Source organism: Pectobacterium carotovorum (assembly GCA_016415585.1).
Taxonomy (GTDB): domain Bacteria; phylum Pseudomonadota; class Gammaproteobacteria; order Enterobacterales; family Enterobacteriaceae; genus Pectobacterium; species Pectobacterium carotovorum_K.
Genome location: CP066552.1, coordinates 1,212,271 through 1,228,634, shown reverse-complemented (window position 1 = coordinate 1,228,634; position 16,364 = coordinate 1,212,271). Strand labels below are relative to the sequence as shown.

General features: G+C 48.9%; 16 protein-coding genes and 1 other annotated feature. Of the genes, 6 read left to right on the top strand and 10 right to left on the bottom strand.

The genetic code is table 11. The annotated features are described in order from the left end of the window. Positions 1–11 precede the first annotated feature (11 nt). The 3 genes from clpB to rluD form a co-directional block, all read right to left on the bottom strand. Entirely contained in the window at positions 12–2,600 is a 2,589-nt protein-coding gene (gene clpB, locus JFY74_05500; GenBank protein QQG29508.1) for an ATP-dependent chaperone ClpB, read from the bottom strand. Between the two features lie 121 nt (positions 2,601–2,721). Beyond that, entirely contained in the window at positions 2,722–3,447 is a 726-nt protein-coding gene (gene pgeF, locus JFY74_05495; GenBank protein ID QQG29507.1) for a polyphenol oxidase, read from the bottom strand. 43 nt (positions 3,448–3,490) lie between these two features. After that, entirely contained in the window at positions 3,491–4,468 is a 978-nt protein-coding gene (gene rluD / locus JFY74_05490) for a 23S rRNA pseudouridine(1911/1915/1917) synthase RluD (GenBank protein QQG29506.1), read from the bottom strand. Positions 4,469–4,602: 134 nt separating this feature from the next. Here rluD and bamD point away from each other — a divergent pair, with 134 nt between their 5' ends. The 3 genes from bamD to pheA all read left to right on the top strand — a co-directional run bounded on the left by bamD (position 4,603) and on the right by pheA (position 7,507). Beyond that, a complete protein-coding gene (gene bamD / locus JFY74_05485) occupies positions 4,603–5,337 on the top strand; it encodes an outer membrane protein assembly factor BamD (protein QQG29505.1) in 735 nt (244 codons plus the stop codon). 322 nt (positions 5,338–5,659) lie between these two features. Next, positions 5,660–5,998: a ribosome-associated translation inhibitor RaiA gene (gene raiA / locus JFY74_05480; protein QQG29504.1), complete on the top strand. Its 339-nt coding sequence runs from the start codon at positions 5,660–5,662 to the stop codon at positions 5,996–5,998. A 194-nt stretch (positions 5,999–6,192) separates the two neighbouring features. Next, positions 6,193–6,318 (top strand) — a sequence feature (Phe leader region). Positions 6,319–6,346: 28 nt separating this feature from the next. Beyond that, positions 6,347–7,507: a bifunctional chorismate mutase/prephenate dehydratase gene (gene pheA, locus JFY74_05475; protein QQG29503.1), complete on the top strand. Its 1,161-nt coding sequence runs from the start codon at positions 6,347–6,349 to the stop codon at positions 7,505–7,507. 81 nt (positions 7,508–7,588) lie between these two features. Here pheA and tyrA read toward each other — a convergent pair whose 3' ends face one another. Further along, a complete protein-coding gene (tyrA, locus tag JFY74_05470; GenBank protein ID QQG29502.1) occupies positions 7,589–8,710 on the bottom strand; it encodes a bifunctional chorismate mutase/prephenate dehydrogenase in 1,122 nt (373 codons plus the stop codon). A gap of 6 nt (positions 8,711–8,716) precedes the next feature. Next, positions 8,717–9,790 carry a 3-deoxy-7-phosphoheptulonate synthase gene (locus tag JFY74_05465; protein QQG29501.1) on the bottom strand — a complete coding sequence of 358 codons (1,074 nt, stop codon included), beginning with the start codon at positions 9,788–9,790 and terminating at the stop codon, positions 8,717–8,719. A 247-nt stretch (positions 9,791–10,037) separates the two neighbouring features. Here JFY74_05465 and yehT point away from each other — a divergent pair, with 247 nt between their 5' ends. From yehT to JFY74_05450, 3 genes are all read left to right on the top strand, one after another. Then, a complete protein-coding gene (yehT, locus tag JFY74_05460) occupies positions 10,038–10,754 on the top strand; it encodes a two-component system response regulator BtsR (protein ID QQG29500.1) in 717 nt (238 codons plus the stop codon). Positions 10,755–10,800: 46 nt separating this feature from the next. Then, positions 10,801–11,148, top strand: a complete 348-nt coding sequence (locus tag JFY74_05455) for a DUF2799 domain-containing protein (GenBank protein ID QQG30456.1) — start codon at positions 10,801–10,803, stop codon at positions 11,146–11,148. Positions 11,149–11,410: 262 nt separating this feature from the next. Then, a complete protein-coding gene (locus JFY74_05450) occupies positions 11,411–12,349 on the top strand; it encodes a class I SAM-dependent methyltransferase (GenBank protein QQG29499.1) in 939 nt (312 codons plus the stop codon). Positions 12,350–12,707: 358 nt separating this feature from the next. Here JFY74_05450 and rplS read toward each other — a convergent pair whose 3' ends face one another. From rplS to ffh, 5 genes are all read right to left on the bottom strand, one after another. Further along, positions 12,708–13,055, bottom strand: a complete 348-nt coding sequence (gene rplS, locus JFY74_05445) for a 50S ribosomal protein L19 (protein QQG29498.1) — start codon at positions 13,053–13,055, stop codon at positions 12,708–12,710. 63 nt (positions 13,056–13,118) lie between these two features. Beyond that, complete coding sequence (gene trmD / locus JFY74_05440; GenBank protein QQG29497.1) at positions 13,119–13,874, bottom strand: tRNA (guanosine(37)-N1)-methyltransferase TrmD; 756 nt, start codon at positions 13,872–13,874, stop codon at positions 13,119–13,121. Positions 13,875–13,912: 38 nt separating this feature from the next. Then, a complete protein-coding gene (rimM, locus tag JFY74_05435; protein ID QQG29496.1) occupies positions 13,913–14,461 on the bottom strand; it encodes a ribosome maturation factor RimM in 549 nt (182 codons plus the stop codon). Positions 14,462–14,479: 18 nt separating this feature from the next. Then, positions 14,480–14,728, bottom strand: a complete 249-nt coding sequence (gene rpsP, locus JFY74_05430; GenBank protein QQG29495.1) for a 30S ribosomal protein S16 — start codon at positions 14,726–14,728, stop codon at positions 14,480–14,482. Between the two features lie 157 nt (positions 14,729–14,885). Next, positions 14,886–16,247: a signal recognition particle protein gene (gene ffh, locus JFY74_05425; protein QQG29494.1), complete on the bottom strand. Its 1,362-nt coding sequence runs from the start codon at positions 16,245–16,247 to the stop codon at positions 14,886–14,888. Positions 16,248–16,364: the final 117 nt, after the last annotated feature.

Genomic DNA, 16,364 nt, shown 5'->3' with positions numbered 1-16,364 from the left:
ACCGTTTCACATTATTCTTGCAGTGCGACTATCTGTTCGCCTTCAACATCTAACGTGATCGGTTTACCGGGTATCAATTCCCCCCCCAGTATCTGCTGAGCAAGTGGGTTCTCTATCAGTTGCTGTATCGCTCTTTTAAGCGGACGAGCACCATAGACAGGATCAAACCCGACCTCCCCAAGCATATCTAAAGCTGCATCCGTGATCGTGACGCTATATCCACGCTCTTCAAGACGCTTGTACAGTCTCTGGAGCTGAATTTGTGCGATGGACGTAATATGTGCCCTTCCCAGTGGATGGAATACCACGACCTCATCGATACGGTTGATAAACTCGGGGCGGAAGTTGTGGCTAACAACTTCAAGCACCATATCTCTCATTTCGGTATAGCTGCGCTCACCAAAACGTTCCTGAATAAGATCAGACCCCAAATTGGACGTCATGATGACCACAGTATTACGGAAGTCGACCGTTCTGCCCTGGCCATCAGTAAGGCGGCCATCATCTAATACCTGAAGTAGGATATTGAATACATCAGGATGTGCCTTTTCGATCTCATCCAGCAAAATGACCGAATAAGGACGACGCCGCACCGCTTCCGTTAAATAGCCTCCTTCTTCGTAACCGACATATCCCGGAGGCGCACCGACCAAACGTGAAACCGAGTGTTTCTCCATAAACTCAGACATATCGATACGCACCATGGCGTCGTCACTGTCGAAGAGGAAAGTCGCCAGCGTTTTGCAGAGTTCCGTTTTCCCAACACCTGTTGGCCCAAGGAAAAGGAACGAGCCAATAGGACGATTCGGGTCAGATAGCCCAGCCCGACTACGACGGATAGAATTCGCTACCGCTTCAACGGCTTCGTTCTGCCCAATCACACGCTGATGCAGTTCATCTTCCATGCGTAATAATTTTTCTTTCTCGCTTTCCAACATACGAGAAACAGGAATCCCAGTCCAACGCGCCAGCACATCAGCAATTTCAACATCCGTTACTCGATTACGCAGCAAATGCATCGTTTTCCCTTCCTGCTGCGTTGCTGCTGACAGTTGTTTCTCCAGCTCAGGGATTTTGCCGTATTGCAGCTCAGACATTATTCCCAGATCGCCCTGACGACGAGCCTGTTCCAGCGCAATTTTCGCCTGCTCTAAAGACGCTTTAATATTCTGCGTTCCCGTGAGTGATGCTTTTTCTGCTTTCCACTCTTCTTCTTGTTGGGAATATTCACGCTCTTTTTGGTCAAGTTCAGCACTCAGCAATTCAAGCCGCTTTTGGCTGGCATCATCAGATTCTTTTTTCAACGCCTGCTGCTCCAGCTTTAACTGGATGATCCGGCGTTCAAGCCGATCAAGGGGCTCTGGTTTCGAGTCAATCTGAATACGAATACTGGATGCCGCCTCATCAATCAGGTCAATCGCTTTATCCGGCAACTGACGATCCGCGATATAACGATGAGATAACATGGCTGCCGCAACAATTGCTGGGTCAGTAATTTGTACATGATGGTGCAATTCATAGCGCTCTTTCAGCCCACGCAGAATCGCAATCGTGTCTTCAACGGTCGGCTCAGCGACAAACACTTTCTGGAAACGACGCTCAAGGGCCGCGTCTTTTTCAATATATTGCCGATACTCATTGAGCGTTGTCGCCCCAACGCAATGCAACTCACCACGAGCCAGCGCGGGTTTTAGCATATTGCCGGCATCCATCGCGCCATCGGCTTTACCAGCCCCCACCATCGTATGGAGTTCATCAATAAACAGAATGACGTTGCCTTCCTGCTTAGACAGATCGTTGAGCACGCCTTTCAAACGTTCTTCAAACTCACCACGATATTTCGCCCCCGCCACCAGCGCGCCCATATCTAGTGAAAGTACTCGCTTGTTTTTCAGGCCTTCAGGCACTTCACCATTAACGATACGCTGGGCCAACCCTTCCACTATCGCGGTTTTACCCACGCCGGGCTCACCAATTAATACTGGGTTATTTTTGGTTCGACGCTGTAGGACCTGAATAGTACGGCGAATTTCTTCATCACGTCCGATCACCGGATCGAGCTTGCCTTGCTCCGCTCGCTCCGTGAGGTCAATAGTGAATTTTTTTAATGCCTGGCGCTGATCTTCAGCCCCTTGATCGTTCACTTGCTCCCCTCCTCTCACTTGATCGATAGCGTTTGTTACACCTTGTTGCGTGACGCCCGCCTTTTTCAAAATATCCCCCAGCGTGCCACGAGACTCCAAAGCAGCAAGCACGAAAAGTTCTGAGGAAATAAAGGTATCGCCACGCTTTTGCGCAAGTTTGTCGCACATATTCAATGCGCGGACTAACTCGTTCGAAGGTTGAACATCACCATCAGTGCCTTCAACCTGAGGCAAACGCGTGATTGCCTGGTCGATTTCGGTTTTCAGGTGATGAAAATTGGCTCCGGAAACAGTCAGAAGTGGACCAACAGTTCCACCATCCTGATGAAGCAAAGCGCTCATCAAATGAAGTGGTTCAATAAACTGGTGATCGCGCCCAAGGGCAAGAGACTGGGCATCAGCAAGAGCAAGTTGGAATTTGTTGGTAAGACGATCCAGACGCATAACACCTCCCATACACTGGTCAAAATTGCTACTGGAGATTAAATGAGGTCATCCCTCAAAAATTTCAAGGTTATTTTGCCAGTCGTAATGGGATTTAAACGTTACTTGTCCCGGATCGTCTTAATTCAATAGGTTATATCAGCCAGATTAAACTTGCCATACGGCCAGTTACACCATCACGCCGATAAGAGAAAAATTTGTGAGGTTCACTCACAGTACAGGCATTTCCACCAAAAATTTGCGTTATCCCTGCAGCACGTAAGCGCAGACGTGCCAGTTGGTAGATATCGGCAAAAAATTTGTTTCCTTCAGGCCGAAATGCAGAGGCCGCCGCCGCATCATGCTGAATAAATGCATCCCTAACCTCAGGGCCGACTTCAAAGGCATCAGGCCCAATAGCAGGCCCCAGCCACGCCATAATTTGCGCGGGTTGCGCACGGAAACAGGCTAACGTGTCTTCCAATACCCCGGCGTGCAATCCCCGCCAGCCAGCATGGGCGGCAGCGACTTCGTCACCGTTGATTGCACAAAAAAGCACGGGCAAACAGTCGGCCGTCATCACCGCACAGACTTTCCCTTTCTTGTCGGTATAAGCCGCATCACCGCAAACAGACGTAGGGGACACCTTACCAATACGAATCACATCAGTGCCATGAACCTGTTCTAGCCAATGCGGCATAGTAGGAAGGCCAGCCAGCTCCACCAGCATTTGCCGATTTACGGTGACGTGCGCGGGCTCATCGCCCACATGATTCCCCACATTTAGCGAATCATAAGGTGCACGACTACACCCGCCAATACGCGTCGTACTACAAGATTTCACACTTTCTGGCAAAGGCCAGTCGGGGTATATCAGCATAGTCCGTCACCTCTATAAATCGGCACTTATCGTATTGAATACATTACCAGTCGAGCTGATCCTTAAATGCTTCGGTATCGGCTTTCAGTGCATCAATCAGATCGACCATATCCTGTGGTAATTCCGCATGCCATTCCATGTGAATGCCAGTAATAGGATGGTAGAAACGCAACATGGTGGCATGCAGCGCCTGACGATCGAACCCACGTAGCATCTCAATGAAATCCTCCGAAGCGCCTTTTGGCGGGCGAGGACGACCACCGTATAGCTGATCGCCAACCAGAGGATGATTAATATGCGCCATATGCACGCGAATCTGATGGGTGCGCCCCGTTTCCAGACGCAACCGCAAACGGGTATGCGCACGGAAATGTTCCATGATGCGATAATGCGTAACGGCAGGCTTACCCATGGGGTGCACGGCCATATGAGTACGCTTGGTTGAGTGACGAGCGATAGGCTGCTCGATCATGCCACCCGCAGTCATCGAACCAATCGCAACGGCTTCATATTCACGAGTAATTTCACGCGCCTGTAGCGCCTCAACTAAACGCGTCTGTGCGGGTACAGTTTTCGCGACCACCATAAGCCCTGTCGTATCTTTATCAAGTCGGTGCACAATCCCGGCACGGGGCACATCGGCAATCTCAGGATAATGATGTAACAAGGCATTCAATACCGTGCCATCTGGGTTACCCGCACCGGGGTGAACCACCAGATCTCTGGGTTTATTGATGACCAGGATATCCTGATCCTCGTACACGATATCCAGTTTGATATCCTGTGCTTCCCAGCGTGCTTCTTCTTCAATCAATGCATCAATCGCTACCGATTCGCCGCCAAGTACTTTCTCTTTTGGCTTATTGGTGACATTGCCGTTAATCTGTACTCGATTCTCAAGAATCCACTCTTTTATGCGGGATCGTGAATAATCAGGGAACAATTCGGCCAAAGCCTGATCTAAACGTTGTCCGAGTTGAGATTCGGCCACCGTTGCGGTGAGTTGTACTTGTTGTGCCATATTATGCAGCTTCTTCGTTAACGTTGGGTTTTGACGGCGACGCCGTTTAAAATAATGTACTATTGTAGCTGGTCTAAATCGGGAGCTTCACGGACAGTCTCCCGGAATAACATTCTGAGGATAATCAAAACGTCATGACGCGTATGAAATATCTGGTGGCTGCCGCCACGTTGAGCCTGGCGCTGGCTGGTTGCTCCAGCAATTCCAAAGATGCGGTTCCTGATAGTCCGCCATCTGAAATCTATGCCAATGCTCAACAAAAACTGCAAGACGGCAACTTTAAAGCAGCCATCACGCAGTTGGAAGCACTGGATAACCGGTATCCCTTTGGCCCTTACTCGCAGCAAGTACAGTTGGATTTGATCTACGCCTATTACAAATCCGCAGAGCTGCCATTGGCCCAAGCTTCTATTGACCGCTTCCTGCGACTCAACCCGACCCATCCAAACGTGGACTATGTCCTGTACATGCGCGGCCTGACCGACATGGCGTTGGATGATAGTGCGTTACAAGGCTTCTTCGGCGTTGATCGTTCCGATCGCGATCCGCAGTATGCTCGCACCGCATTTCGGGATTTCAGTAAGCTCATTCAGGGATATCCGAACAGCCAATACGCCACCGACGCAAACAAGCGTTTGGTCTACCTCAAAGAGCGTCTGGCCAAGTATGAACTTTCTATCGCGCAATACTACACGAAACGCGGCGCTTATGTGGCAGTAGTTAATCGCGTTGAGCAAATGCTGCGTGATTACCCAGATACTCAGGCAACGAAAACTGCGTTGCCGTTGATGGAAAATGCCTACCGTGAACTGCAACTGGCCGCACAAGCGGACAAAGTCGCAAAAGTCATCGCGGCGAATCCAGCATAAACGACAAGTGACACGCAGTAATAAGACGGCAGCTTCGGTTGCCGTTTTTTTATGGTTCGATCGATTGGCTATACATAGATGATGTAGAAAAAACGGGTCGGTGGGAGTCAACAACAGCGCGGTAACGTCAATACATCCTATCAATAATGGCACAGGCCAGATGCCCCCTCAAGCACTTCCCTCCTATTCCCGATGATGCTTCACAAATCGCGTTTTCTTGACAAAAAGTGACGAAAAAAAGCGATCAATATCACGCTTTTTGTCACAACTCACTGTATGCTGAAATTATCCAAGACGGACATAGGCAGAGAGGTAAGTTTATATGACTATTAATATTACCAGTAAGCAAATGGATATCACCCCCGCAATTCGTCAACATGTCGAAGACCGTCTTTCTAAGCTGGATAAGTGGCAAACCCAGCTGATTAACCCGCATATCATTCTGTCAAAAGAGCCTCAGGGTTTTGTGGCTGATGGCACTATCAGTACGCCAAATGGCCCACTGGTTGCCAGTGCCAAGCATGACGATATGTATGCCGCCATCAATGAGCTAATTACCAAGCTCGAACGCCAGTTGGACAAACTCCAGCATAAAGGTGAAGCCAGACGCGCGGTAGCTAGCGTCAAAGAAGCGAATCTCCAGCCGACTCAAGAAGAGTAATTCATTCTCTTTACCTCAATATAACGCGCCTGAGGGCGCGTTTTTGTATTCCAAACTCAGCAATCCGCATCCTAAAGAGCCAACGCTATACCTCGTTTAAGATTGCGCTCGGCGATTTTGTATTGACAGGATGAAAAGCCAACAGTTACCTTACCTACTCAGAATCTGGATATCCTCCTGACTAACCGAGTAAACATGATAAATAAACTGTTCTTCTTCGTATTCTTTTTCACCTTCCCCTGATTTGGGAGGCGATTCGTCGTAAGAGCAAGAATACGAAGACGAACAAAAAAGCCTCCTAACCGGGAGGCTTTTTTTATATAAGAACATAAGACAGGTAACAGCATCATGACAGACAACCCATTACTGGCACTGCGAGAACGCATCAGCGCATTGGATCTGCAATTAATTGAATTGTTGGCACAAAGACGAGAACTCGCGCTGGACGTTGCCCGCAGCAAATTGCATTCGCATCGCCCAATCCGTGATAAAGAGCGTGAGCGTGATTTGCTGGATAAACTGACGGCCGCTGGGAAAAAGCATCATCTTGATGGTCACTACATTACCCGCTTATTTCAGCTCATCATTGAAGATTCGGTACTGACACAGCAGGCGCTCTTGCAGCATCACCTTAACCAAACAACGTCGCACTCTGCCCGGATTGCGTTTCTCGGTCCGAAAGGCTCTTATTCCCATCTTGCCGCTCGCCAATATGCTGCGCGACACTTCGAACAATTTATCGAATGTGGTTGCCAGAAATTTCAGGATATCTTCAACATGGTGGAAACTGGGCAAGCGGACTATGCCGTTCTGCCGATTGAAAACACCAGCTCTGGTTCGATTAATGACGTCTACGATCTGCTGCAACACACGGCTTTATCCATCGTCGGCGAATTAACCAATCCGATAAATCACTGCGTTTTAGTTGCCACCGATACGTCATTGGAACAGATCGAAACGGTTTACAGCCACCCTCAACCGTTCCAACAGTGCAGCCATTTCATTAACCGTTTTCCACACTGGAAGATTGAATATTGTGAGAGCACGGCTGCGGCAATGGAAAAAGTCGCAGCGCTCAACTCACCAAAAGCAGCAGCGCTCGGCAGCGAAGCCGGTGGTCAGCTTTATCAGCTACAGATGCTGGAACACGATCTGGCCAATCAGTCGCAAAACATCACCCGCTTCATTGTATTAGCACGCAAGCCGATTGATGTGACGGAACAAGTGCCGGCAAAAACCACGCTAATTATGGCAACTGGCCAACAGTCAGGTGCGCTGGTAGAAGCCCTGTTGGTACTGCGTGATAACGGCATTGTGATGACCAAGCTGGAATCCAGACCGATCAACGGTAACCCGTGGGAAGAGATGTTCTATCTGGACGTACAGGCCAACCTGCGCAGCGATGACATGCAGAAAGCGCTAAAAGGATTAGCCTCTATAACCCGCTCGTTAAAAGTGTTGGGCTGCTACCCGAGTGAAAACGTCGTACCCGTCGATGTGAACGAATAGTCGATGTGAACGAAGAATTGAAAAAGCCATCCTGGTATCCCCAGGATGGCTTCTTAAACACAACCAAGATAGTAAACGTACTTATTGACGAATATCGTTTGCCTGACGCAAAAGCACCCGGCTCTCCGCCTGAAAACGTTTGGCATAGTCACCAAACCAGTGTTCGACCTTCTTGAAGCTGTTGATAAATTCTGCCTTATCCGTCTGCTCCAGTAGCTCAATCGCCTCGCCAAAACGTTTGTAGTAACGCTTAATCAACGCCAGATTATCCTCTGAAGACATAATGATGTCGGCATACAGCTGCGGATCCTGCGCAAACAGCCGTCCAACCATGATCAATTCCAGACGATAGATTGGCGATGACAGCGCTAATAGCTGTTCAAGCTGCACATTCTCTTCCGCTAAATGCAGACCATACGCGAATGTAGCAAAGTGGCGCAGCGCCTGAATGAACATCATGTTCTGATCGTGTTCGACTGCGCTGATACGATGCAGACGCGCGCCCCACACCTGAATCTGTTCCAGTAACCACTGGTAGGCTTCCGGTTGCCGACCGTCACAATAGACGACAACCTGCTTGGCAAGGCTGCCGCTGTCTGGCCCGAACATAGGATGCAGACCAAGCACCGGACCACTATGCACCGCCAGCATTGCCTGAAGCGGGCCATTTTTTACCGATGCCAAATCAACCAAAATACAGTCATCTGGTAAAGCAGGCAGGCGGGCAATCACCTGTTCAGTCACGTGAATCGGCACGCTAACAATCACCATGCCAGCATCAGACAACAACTCGTCCGCACGCGGCCAGTCATCTTGCTCCAGAATTCTCACCTGATAGCCCGACAGCGTCAGCATTTTCTCAAACAGATTGCCCATTTGCCCCCGGCCACCGATGATGACGACCGGACGCAACTGCGGGCACAGCGGTTTAAAGCCTTTGTCATTTTCACTGGTGTAGGATTCGCGCATGGTACGCCGCAGGATATCTTCAATGAGATCCGGCGGAACCCCCATCGACTCCGCTTCTTTACGACGTGAGCTGAGCATGGCCGCTTCACGATCGGGCGCATAAATGGGCAAACCATGGCGGCTTTTCACTTCACCCACCTCCGCCACCAAACGCAACCGACGTGATAACAGCGCGACAAGCTCCTTATCTACCTCATCTATCTGATCACGCAATACGGTCAGTTCAGCTACCATATTTTGTTACTCTCCTGAATGTTTCACACGTGCAGCGCTAAGCTCTTGGTGAACGGAACGCAGCAACGTCTCTGTACTTTCCCAACTGATACAGGCATCCGTGACCGATACACCGTAGTGCATATCTGAACGCGGCTGTTCTGAAGACTGGCTCCCCTCGTTGAGGTGGCTTTCCAGCATCAAGCCTATAATGGAACGATTTCCCGCCTTGATTTGTTCAATCGCAGATTCAACAACAAGTGGCTGACGGCGGTAGTCTTTATTCGAATTACCGTGACTACAATCTATCATCAGCGATGGTCTCAGTCCCGCCTTCTCCATCTGTTTTTCACATTCTGCGACATCCTGTGCACTGTAGTTTGGTGTTTTACCGCCGCGCAGAATCACATGGCCATCAATGTTCCCTTGCGTTTGCAGCAAACAGACCTGGCCCGTTTGATTGATACCCACAAAGCGATGCGGCATTGCAGCGGCTCTCATCGCGTTGATCGCAGTACCCAGACTGCCATCCGTACCGTTTTTGAACCCAACAGGCATCGACAGGCCGGAAGCCATCTCACGGTGCGTTTGTGATTCTGTCGTACGTGCACCGATAGCCGACCAACTGAACAAATCGCCCAGGTATTGCGGGCTGTTCGGATCGAGTGCTTCCGTCGCCAGCGGCAGTCCCATATTCACCAGTTCCAATAGCAACCCGCGCGCAATATGCAGGCCAGATTCCACATCAAATGAACCATCCATGAACGGATCGTTGATGAGCCCTTTCCAACCCACGGTGGTACGCGGTTTTTCAAAGTAAACACGCATCACAATGTAGAGGCGATCGTTCAGCTCAGCGGCAAGCGACTGCAGACGGCGCGCATATTCCAACGCAGCATCCGTGTCATGAATCGAGCAAGGTCCGCAGACGATCAGCAACCGATCGTCACGACCATGAATGATATCCGCAATGGTCGCTCTCGCTTGCGCAATATCGCGCTGCTCTGCGTCGTTAAGCGGGAACTTAGCTTTCAATTCATCAGGGGTAATCAAAATTTGCTCGTCACTGATATTAATATTATTAAGCGAATCTTTTTGCATGAGTCTGTTCCTGAAAAGTTCAATATGTTCGCGATCGTCTGTAAAGACTGCGGTCTGTAACCTGCCTACGCGTGATGTTTACACCATAACACGAACCGTAAAGATTTCAATCCACTTAGTGTAAATAAAAAATTACCACCCTAAATATTGCCAGAAAAACGATATCTGTCTGGCCTATCACTTCCCGACGCAACCATGCTAATCCCTGGCGTGAATAGTGATAGAATCACGCCAACAAGGGGGAAGGATGCTGAAAGCCATAATCATCGATGACGAACAGCTGGCACGTGAAGAGCTCAGCCTGCTACTGGAAAATGAGTCTGATATCACCATCATTGCACAATGCAGCAATGCGCTGGAGGCGATCCCGGCTATTCATCGGCTACAACCGGATGTGATTTTTCTGGATATACAGATGCCAAAGGTCAGCGGATTAGAGCTGGTTGCCATGTTGGATCCAGAAAATATGCCTTATGTCGTCTTCGTGACAGCCTATGATGAGTACGCAGTGAGGGCATTTGAAGAGCATGCTTTTGACTATTTACTTAAACCACTAGATGCACAGCGACTAAGCAAAACGCTAAATCGTTTACGCCGCGGCGTGAGTGTAAATAAAAACGTACAGATAATTTCAGAACCCTTGCTTCGCCACATCCCCTGTAACGGACACAATCGTATTTTTTTGCTCAAGATTGAGGAAGTCGAGTATCTTTGTTCAGAACTCAGCGGCGTGCATGTCGTGGGCGTCAGTCAATCTGGCTATACCCAGCTTTCACTGAAAACGCTGGAAGAGAAAACGCCCTTCGTCCGTTGCCATCGTCAATATATGGTTAACACGGAACAGCTGAAAGAAATCCAGTTAATGGAGAACGGCGCAGCAGAAGTATTGACGCATACGGGAAAACACATCCCCGTCAGTCGCCGCTACCTCAAATTACTGAAAGAAAAATTGGGTATTGCCTGATGCGATGCTTCTTCAGGCCGATGGCCGAAACATTGAAGGTTTGATGATGAAATACAGTTATGTCTTGGCTGTAATTCTTTTAATGACAGCATGTCAAAGCAACATCCCATCGCTACCCGCTAAAAGTGAGTCAGGATTCTGGTACGAAACGGGTTATCAGGATGCAATCTCTGGCATGGTCGTAAAGGACGATAGTACTTTGCAGGAATGGTTTGGTAATCCTCAGATCGACCGTGAAACCTACTTACGTGGCTATCAGGCCGGACAGTCGGCTTTTTGCGGTACAGATAACATGGAAGAATGGGGAAAAGCAGGGAAAAACTTTCCCGCCAGTTGCGATGGCGTAGAGAATGCAGAGACACTGCGAACTCGCTGGCAACAGAGCCTGCCTTAACATCCTCCCAAAGATAAAGCGATGATCCATACTCATCAGCAATTTAGCTGGCAAAGCGCTATGGCTCATCGCATCTGGTAACAATTCTACTCACTTTTGTACTCGCACAGAAATACGTCAGACATACCTCCCCTCTATTATCGCTCACATTAAATAGTCACATTAAGTTATTAACAATCTGATGCTGGGATAACGAAAGGCATACCTCACTGATAGTTAAAACCATTATTCCTGATAGCGATTGATATTATGGAGTGCTCATATGTCCGGTTCAAGCAAGCCTCATAACTCGTCTCTAAATAGCAGCCCAAGACTCTTATCACATACGGCCTCATCTCAGGAAAGCCATGATGAACGAGTCGCCGCAGTAAAGAACAAAATTATCGAGTCCGGCGACTATCCCGGCATTTCCGTAGAAGAGCAACTCGCGCTTCTGGACGCGTTTTCCCACCTCAAGTTAGGCCAATTTTTACTGAAACATCATGGGTTAAATGCGTACTGGACGCATAATGTGATAGCACATCGACCCACTCACTACATTAATCCGCTCGAAGAAATCATCTACACCCAGTTACCCAATGTTTTAGCGACACGCGAACGATTCAGTATTTTTCAACGTCTGCTTCAAGAACTCTTGCGCCCAGACGCTATCATGGTATCTGTCCCCTGCGGTGTCATGGCCGACTTATTGTTGTTGGACTATACGCGGCATCGAGATGTGAAATTAATCGGAATCGATCTGGATAAAGAGGCACTAGAAGAAGCTTACAAACTTGCCAGTCAGCAAGGGCTGGAAAATAATATATCGTTGGTACTTGCTGATGCATGGACAATTGACTTGGCAGCACAGGCAGATGTGATTACCAGCAACGGACTCAACGTCTATGAACAAGATGATGACAAAGTTACTGAGCTTTACCGCGTATTTTACTCTGGGCTGAAACCAGGAGGTACGTTGATAACCAGCTTTATGACGCCTCCTCCTACGCTGTCGCAAGACTCCCCATGGATAAACACCGATCCAAAATTGCTAGCCCTCCAATATGTGCTTTTCTCACGTATTATTGGGGCAACCTGGACAGCGTTTCGTACCCATAAACAAACACAGTCGCAGCTAGAGCAGGCCGGATTCACCGATATTCAGTTCATTAACGATCATATGCACATGTACCCAACTGTTATCGCGAATAAGCCGTTCTGAACAGGATAAAAACGGTATCAACACGATGTTTTGATCGCCGTAACCGATCAATATTGAAAAATTGATCTGTATAAACGTTTATAAAATAACCACACCTAATGTCATCATGGTACTGAAATTCAAACAATAATGATGGCACCAGGGAAAGCGAAGCCCACCAAAATGGTGGGCTTTTTACTACCAACACGGGCCATCATTTAGACTCGGGCCTTAAGCAAAGCCCTCATTCCCAGAAAGAGGACTACCACACAACCATGCTCTATGGACATTTTGCGGCCATCCAGCATAAAAAAAGGGGCTTAGCCTTTGGCTAAACCCCTTATTAATAACAACTTTCGGATGTTGCGAAAGCGCTATCTTAGTTAAGACGCTCTTTGATACGAGCAGACTTACCAGTACGCTCACGCAGGTAGTACAGTTTGGCTTTACGCACGGCACCACGACGCTTAACAGCGATGCTGTCAACTACTGGAGAGTGAGTCTGGAATACACGCTCCACGCCTTCGCCGTTAGAAATTTTGCGAACAGTGAATGCAGAATGCAGACCGCGGTTACGAATAGCGATAACCACGCCCTCGAATGCCTGCAGACGTTTTTTGCTACCTTCAACAACCCATACCTTCACTTCTACGGTATCACCCGGACGAAATGCAGGTACGTCCTGCTTCATTTGTTCGTCTTCGATTTGCTTAATAATGTTGCTCATAATATGTCTCTTACCCTAGGTAAACTGATAGTTGGGTTCGTCAGGTCAAACCGGCGTAACCACCTAATACTCTTGTTGCTCAGACTGATATTCACGTTGGAACTCAGCCAGCAACCTTGTTTGCTCGTCAGTCAGAGCTAGGCTTTTCAGAAGTTCAGGTCTTCTAAGCCAGGTTCGGCCCAGCGACTGCTTCAATCGCCAGCGGCGTATTTCTGCATGGTTGCCAGACAGTAACACTGCCGGAACATCCATGCCTTCCAGTATTTCAGGGCGAGTGAAATGAGGACAATCCAGCAATCCATCAGCAAAAGAATCTTCTTCTGCTGAAGCCTGATGCCCCAGAACGCCCGGAATAAAGCGGGCAACGGAGTCAATCAGGGTCATCGCTGGCAGTTCCCCACCGCTGAGTACGTAATCTCCTATCGACCATTCTTCATCGATTTCGGTTTTAATTACGCGCTCATCAATCCCTTCGTACCGTCCACAGACCAGAATCATCTTCTGGTTCGTAGCGAGTTGATGTACGCCTTGCTGATCTAATTTACGGCCCTGAGGTGATAAATAAATCACTTTCACGCCTTCGCCTGCCGCTGCTTTTGCTGCGTGGATCGCATCCCGTAAAGGTTGCACCATCATCAGCATTCCGGGGCCGCCGCCATAAGGCCGGTCGTCCACGGTGCGATGCCGATCGTAAGTGAAATCACGAGGACTCCAATACTGTACGTTCAGCAGGCCATTTTTAACTGCCCGGCCAGTAACTCCGTAATCAGTAATTGCCCGGAACATCTCTGGAAACAGGCTAATCACCCCAATCCACATAGTCTCGTTCCGCTGGGTACTACTGGTCGATTCAGAGTTCAAAAACCAGGATCCCAATCTACTTCAATAGTTTGAGCAGAAAGGTCGACGCGCTTAACAACCTGTTCGGTGAGGAACGGAACCAGCCGTTCCTTGACTCCGAAGGCATCTTTCAGGTTAGCCTTTATTACCATCACATCGTTCGAGCCGGTTTCCATCATGTCGATGATTTTACCTAACTCATAACCCGTTACGGTCACGACCTGACAGCCAATAAGATCCTTCCAGTAATAATCACCTTCGCCCAGATCAGGCAGTTGTGACGAATCTACGACAATTTCACAATTAGTCAGTAAATTAGCCGCATCACGGTCATCAGCACCTTTCACTTTGATGATCAGATCCTGATTGTGATACTTCCAGCCTTCAATCTCGACAAGCTGCCAACCGCTTTTACTCTGGATGAACCAAGGTTGATAATCAAAAATGCTCTCGGCATCTTCGGTGGATGAAAACACTCTGAGCCAACCTCGGATGCCATATGCCGACCCTATCTTCCCCATCACAATCGGGTTAACAGGAGGTTTTGGGCTGAGTTGATTGCTCATTATCACCACCGCAACAGGTTATGCTGCTTTTTTAGCGTCTTTGATCAGCGAAGATACGCGATCAGACACAGTTGCACCCAGACCAAGCCAATGCTCGATACGGTCCAGATCCAGACGCAGGGCTTCTGCTTGACCAGATGCGATTGGGTTGAAGAAACCTACGCGCTCGATGAAACGACCATCGCGCGCATTGCGGCTATCGGTCACGACTACTTGATAGAAGGGGCGTTTTTTCGCGCCGCCACGTGCCAAACGAATTGTTACCATAACATCCTCTTTAGTGAATAAAACAACTGGGCCCCATCGAGGAACGGAGCCCAGTATGTCATATAAAAAGCCCGAAAATTTTACTCATTTTGGCGCAAAAAGCAATCTAAAGCGTATAATCACGCCAAGAGTTTCTCAGCACCATCAATTTCGGTGATTAACGCCCAGGGAATCCAGGTGGCATCATCCCTTTCATACCGCGCATCATTTTCGCCAGACCGCCGTTTTTCATCTTCTTCATCATGCGTTGCATATCATCGAATTGTTTCAGAAGACGGTTCACATCCTGTACCTGCATGCCGGAACCTTGCGCGATACGACGTTTACGCGATCCTTTAATAATCTCAGGTTTGGCACGCTCCTGACGCGTCATCGAATTAATGATCGCCTCCATACGCACCAACACCTTGTCATCCATTTGTGATTTAACATTATCAGGCAGTTGGCCCATGCCCGGCATTTTGCTCATCATACTTGCCATGCCGCCCATGTTGCGCATCTGCTTGAGCTGGTCCAGGAAATCGGTCAAATCAAACCCATCGCCCTTCTTCAACTTATTAGCAAGCTTTTCTGCCTGTGTACGATCGACCTTGCTTTCAATATCTTCAATCAGTGAAAGCACATCGCCCATACCGAGAATGCGTGATGCAACGCGCTCAGGGTAGAACGGCTCCAGCGCTTCGGTTTTTTCGCCGACACCGAGGAATTTAATGGGCTTGCCAGTAATATGGCGGATAGATAATGCCGCACCGCCACGGGCGTCACCATCAATTTTGGTGAGGATCACACCGGTCAGCGGCAGCGCTTCATTAAAAGCTTTCGCCGTATTCGCCGCATCCTGCCCCGTCATGGCATCAACCACAAACAGCGTTTCAACCGGCTTAATCGCCGCGTGAACCTGCTTGATTTCGTCCATCATCGCGTCGTCAACGTGGAGACGGCCCGCGGTATCGACTAACAAGACATCGTAGAACTTCAGCTTAGCGTGTTGTAATGCACGTTCTACGATAGCAAGTGGCTTTTCCTGCACGTCTGACGGGAAGAAATCGACCCCCACCTGCTCTGCCAATGTTTCCAACTGTTTAATCGCCGCAGGGCGATAAACGTCAGCTGAAACCACCAGCACTTTTTTCTTATGCTTTTCGCGCAGGAATTTACCCAGCTTGCCCACGCTGGTCGTTTTACCCGCACCTTGCAGACCGGCCATCAGAACAACCGCAGGCGGCTGTGCGGCAAGATTCAGCTCGGCGTTAATTTCACCCATTGCGCTGACGAGTTCATTCTTAACAATCTTGACGAACTCTTGACCCGGCGTCAGGCTTTTGTTGACCTCATGCCCAACAGCACGTTCTTTTACACGATTGATAAAATCACGCACCACGGGTAACGCGACGTCGGCTTCCAGCAATGCCATACGCACTTCACGCAACGTTTCTTTAATGTTTTCTTCAGTCAACCGCCCGCGGCCGCTGATATTGCGCAATGTGCGCGAGAGTCGATCGGTTAAATTTTCAAACATATCTCATGCTCAACGTAAGACAGGCCGCCAGCGCGACACGAATGGAAGAGATTATACACAAAAGCGGCAACGATCTCAGCGCTGCTGATGGAGAACTGTTGGTGCCCACGGCGACTA

What these genes read in the sequence shown, in the direction of transcription:
- trmD (QQG29497.1), bottom strand. Translation starts at nt 13,874, where the DNA reads ATGTGGATTGGGGTGATTAGCCTGTTTCCAGAGATGTTCCGGGCAATT.
- tyrA (QQG29502.1), bottom strand. Translation starts at nt 8,710, where the DNA reads ATGGTAGCTGAACTGACCGTATTGCGTGATCAGATAGATGAGGTAGAT.
- JFY74_05465 (QQG29501.1), bottom strand. Translation starts at nt 9,790, where the DNA reads ATGCAAAAAGATTCGCTTAATAATATTAATATCAGTGACGAGCAAATT.
- pheA (QQG29503.1), top strand. Translation starts at nt 6,347, where the DNA reads ATGACAGACAACCCATTACTGGCACTGCGAGAACGCATCAGCGCATTG.
- JFY74_05450 (QQG29499.1), top strand. Translation starts at nt 11,411, where the DNA reads ATGTCCGGTTCAAGCAAGCCTCATAACTCGTCTCTAAATAGCAGCCCA.
- pgeF (QQG29507.1), bottom strand. Translation starts at nt 3,447, where the DNA reads ATGCTGATATACCCCGACTGGCCTTTGCCAGAAAGTGTGAAATCTTGT.
- yehT (QQG29500.1), top strand. Translation starts at nt 10,038, where the DNA reads ATGCTGAAAGCCATAATCATCGATGACGAACAGCTGGCACGTGAAGAG.
- raiA (QQG29504.1), top strand. Translation starts at nt 5,660, where the DNA reads ATGACTATTAATATTACCAGTAAGCAAATGGATATCACCCCCGCAATT.
- rluD (QQG29506.1), bottom strand. Translation starts at nt 4,468, where the DNA reads ATGGCACAACAAGTACAACTCACCGCAACGGTGGCCGAATCTCAACTC.
- rplS (QQG29498.1), bottom strand. Translation starts at nt 13,055, where the DNA reads ATGAGCAACATTATTAAGCAAATCGAAGACGAACAAATGAAGCAGGAC.
- clpB (QQG29508.1), bottom strand. Translation starts at nt 2,600, where the DNA reads ATGGGAGGTGTTATGCGTCTGGATCGTCTTACCAACAAATTCCAACTT.
- bamD (QQG29505.1), top strand. Translation starts at nt 4,603, where the DNA reads ATGACGCGTATGAAATATCTGGTGGCTGCCGCCACGTTGAGCCTGGCG.
- JFY74_05455 (QQG30456.1), top strand. Translation starts at nt 10,801, where the DNA reads ATGAAATACAGTTATGTCTTGGCTGTAATTCTTTTAATGACAGCATGT.
- ffh (QQG29494.1), bottom strand. Translation starts at nt 16,247, where the DNA reads ATGTTTGAAAATTTAACCGATCGACTCTCGCGCACATTGCGCAATATC.
- rimM (QQG29496.1), bottom strand. Translation starts at nt 14,461, where the DNA reads ATGAGCAATCAACTCAGCCCAAAACCTCCTGTTAACCCGATTGTGATG.
- rpsP (QQG29495.1), bottom strand. Translation starts at nt 14,728, where the DNA reads ATGGTAACAATTCGTTTGGCACGTGGCGGCGCGAAAAAACGCCCCTTC.